The organism is Prevotella conceptionensis 9403948, assembly GCF_000312305.1.
Classification (GTDB): domain Bacteria; phylum Bacteroidota; class Bacteroidia; order Bacteroidales; family Bacteroidaceae; genus Prevotella; species Prevotella conceptionensis.
Genome location: NZ_HE999458.1, coordinates 1 through 2,555, shown reverse-complemented (window position 1 = coordinate 2,555; position 2,555 = coordinate 1). Strand labels below are relative to the sequence as shown.

At 48.1% G+C, this 2,555-nt stretch carries 4 protein-coding genes and 1 pseudogene; 2 read left to right on the top strand and 3 right to left on the bottom strand.

Annotated features, from left to right (window positions below; translation table 11 throughout):
* Positions 1-22 precede the first annotated feature (22 nt).
* A complete protein-coding gene (locus BN93_RS15060; RefSeq protein ID WP_004366620.1) occupies positions 23-325 on the bottom strand; it encodes a helix-turn-helix domain-containing protein in 303 nt (100 codons plus the stop codon).
* A 37-nt stretch (positions 326-362) separates the two neighbouring features.
* Complete coding sequence (locus BN93_RS15055; RefSeq protein WP_008564112.1) at positions 363-641, bottom strand: helix-turn-helix domain-containing protein; 279 nt, start codon at positions 639-641, stop codon at positions 363-365.
* 221 nt (positions 642-862) lie between these two features.
* On the opposite strand from BN93_RS15055, the gene BN93_RS15050 reads away from it, so the two are divergent.
* Both BN93_RS15050 and BN93_RS15045 read left to right on the top strand, forming a co-directional pair.
* Positions 863-1,216, top strand: coding sequence for a helix-turn-helix domain-containing protein (locus BN93_RS15050; RefSeq protein ID WP_019189112.1), 354 nt, complete (start codon positions 863-865; stop codon positions 1,214-1,216).
* The gene (locus BN93_RS15045) at positions 1,200-1,520 is read left to right on the top strand and encodes a helix-turn-helix domain-containing protein (RefSeq protein ID WP_025797425.1); all 321 of its coding nucleotides are present in this window, start codon (positions 1,200-1,202) and stop codon (positions 1,518-1,520) included. Before BN93_RS15050 ends, BN93_RS15045 begins: the two co-directional genes overlap by 17 nt.
* Positions 1,521-1,608: 88 nt before the next feature.
* On the opposite strand, the pseudogene BN93_RS15040 reads toward BN93_RS15045, so the two are convergent.
* A pseudogene (locus BN93_RS15040) lies at positions 1,609-2,555 on the bottom strand (DNA methylase); the annotation flags it as partial.

Below are 2,555 nucleotides of genomic sequence, written 5' to 3'. Positions count from 1 at the left end.
TTTCTTACTGCCTATTTCTCTGTCAAGGCTTCTCAAACCGAGGGCGATAATTCTCCTGCAACAGTTTTTCTACATCTTCTTCCCGGTAGAGTACCTTTCCGCCTAACTTAACAAAGGAGATTCTTCCCATGTTGCGATAATCCTGCAACGTGCGCCGGTTGATATGCAACAGACGGGACAGTTCATCATCCGTCAGATAGCGATGCCCGTTAAGCAGAGGTCTGTTCTTTTTCCGCAGGACATCTATTCCCTTTATCATGCGGTCGCTCGCGTTGAGAAAGTGCGCAATCTCTTCGTTGTTCTTGGTCTTTACATCGTTGTCCATATTTTACATCGGATTTAGTGGTGATACTATTCATTGGTCATAAAGCGGAGGATTGTTCGAGCAGTTTCCCGACATCCTCCGGCTTGTAGAACATCTTATACCCTATTTGCGTATAGGGCAGCATCCGGTTGCTGCGGTAGGTTTGCAGGGTACGCAAACTGATGTTCAGGATTTGGCAGACATCCTGATTGTCCAGCCACCTGCCCATACGCTTTTCGTCACACTCCCGACACAGGGCATCGACTTTGGCGGTCAAAATGCGAAAACGTTCCATCATGGCTTCATACGTTTTCTTCTCGATTGTTATTACTTCCATATTCTTGTCCGTTTTAATGTTACACTTTGTGCAAATGTACTTACGGAGGAAGCATTCTAAACCAGCATTTCCTTTACTGCGTACTTGTGGCTTCAATATGGATGCTTTTGTCGTATGGCTTTTGGAATCAGACAGAAAAATCTCTATTCAGTACATATTTAGCATACAATCCGGACGGTTTTAACTCCCGAACTTTGCACCATAATCAAATTCAAAGCGTCATGGATGTCATAACAATCGAAAGCAAAGCCTACCACGAACTGATGGGCAAGATAGAGAAGATTCTCCGGTATGTGGAGAAGGAAGAAAAGGCAAAGACGGAGTATGAGAACCGCCTTGTTTCCAACGATGAGTTAGCCGAGATACTCGGTATCAGCAAGCGTACCCTCCAGCGTATGCGCAGTGCGGACAGAATCAGCTACAAGATGATCTACGGACGTTGCTACTACGACCTGCATGACATCGAGGAGGCGATACGAAACAAGAGTCTGTACTGCAATCCTCAGAACCTGAAAGAGCTACGGCATAACTTCGAACTTAAAAGCAGGAGGATAAAGGATGGAACTATTGGATAGAGAGACTTTCCTTGAATGGATGGAGCGCATCATGAAGCGTTTCGATGACCTAAAACAGACGGCTCCCGACATACCCCAACGTCCGATGATAGATGGAGAACCGCTGCTGGATAACCAAGAAGTTTGTCTGATGCTCCAAATCAGCAAGCGCACCTTGCAACGTTATCGGGCATCGGGTACACTTCCTTTCCACATCGTTTACCACAAGACGTGGTATTTGGAATCGGAAATCCTTGCCTTTATGCAAACCCACTTTACGGAGAACCTCAAACGCAAGAGGAAGAGACCGCCCAAAGATACGTAATTTCGGATTGTACGCAACAGCAAAGCCCCCGTTTTGTCGTAATGACAAGTCGGGGGCTGCCGTTTGAATGTGATGATAACATTACAGATTATATTTTCGGTCTGACAACGAACACCTTTTCTGCCAGAGACGGCGGCAGTCCGTCCATAGAGGGCTGTGTAGCGGAGATACTCTGCCCGCTGCTTTCCAACGGTCTGTCGGTTTGAGCCACGGAGGTGCTGACGGAGGAGGCGGCGACAGTCGGCTCAATCGGACGTGACCGTTCCATTTCTTCTGTCTTTCCTTTCTCATCCTGCATCATCTCCGCACTTTCTTGCTCACTCTCTCCCTGCTCGATGGGTTTTAGAGAGAGCTGTATCTTGCGGTCAAGGGCGGCAAGTTCCGTTTTGAGGTCTTTGAGCTGCTCTTCCTTCTTCCAAGAGCCGTTCACTACCTCCTGCAATACGGGAATATCCTTGGCTATCTTTTCCGTGTCCGCCTTAAACTTCTCAATCAAGCCGGGTATCTTCTCCAAGGCGTTCAGGAAATTCATACTGGCGAGTTGCGGGTCTGCCGCAATCCTGCCGTTGTTGTAGCTGTACTTCATTCCGCTTTCTCCCATCACGAAGAACTTGTTCTGCGAAAGGTCGAAAAGGTCTTTAGAGGAGGATTCCGTCTTGACCACAAGATTAAATCCGTAGAGTGTTCCGATATTGAAATACTCTCCCCGTGTGCAGGCTTTCTCGTTGATTTCCGCGAGTTTGGCAGCGATGCGTTTCGGGGTGCTTCCTTCCACCCCTTTGAGTGTTATCGGGTTGAGGATATTGCCCTCCTTATCCTTCTGTACACGGCTTTGGTACAAGTCCCAGTCGCTTTGGAAACGGGCTATCAGCTCCTTGTTGCCGTCCACCGTCCGCACGACTTCGTCCAATCGACTTCGGGAGGATGACTTACTGCGAATGAACGCCTGCCGCTCGCTGTCCAAACCGACAATCTTCTTTTCCAACTTTGCCTTCTCCAATAAATCGGTATTCCCGGAGAGGATGGCGACGTATT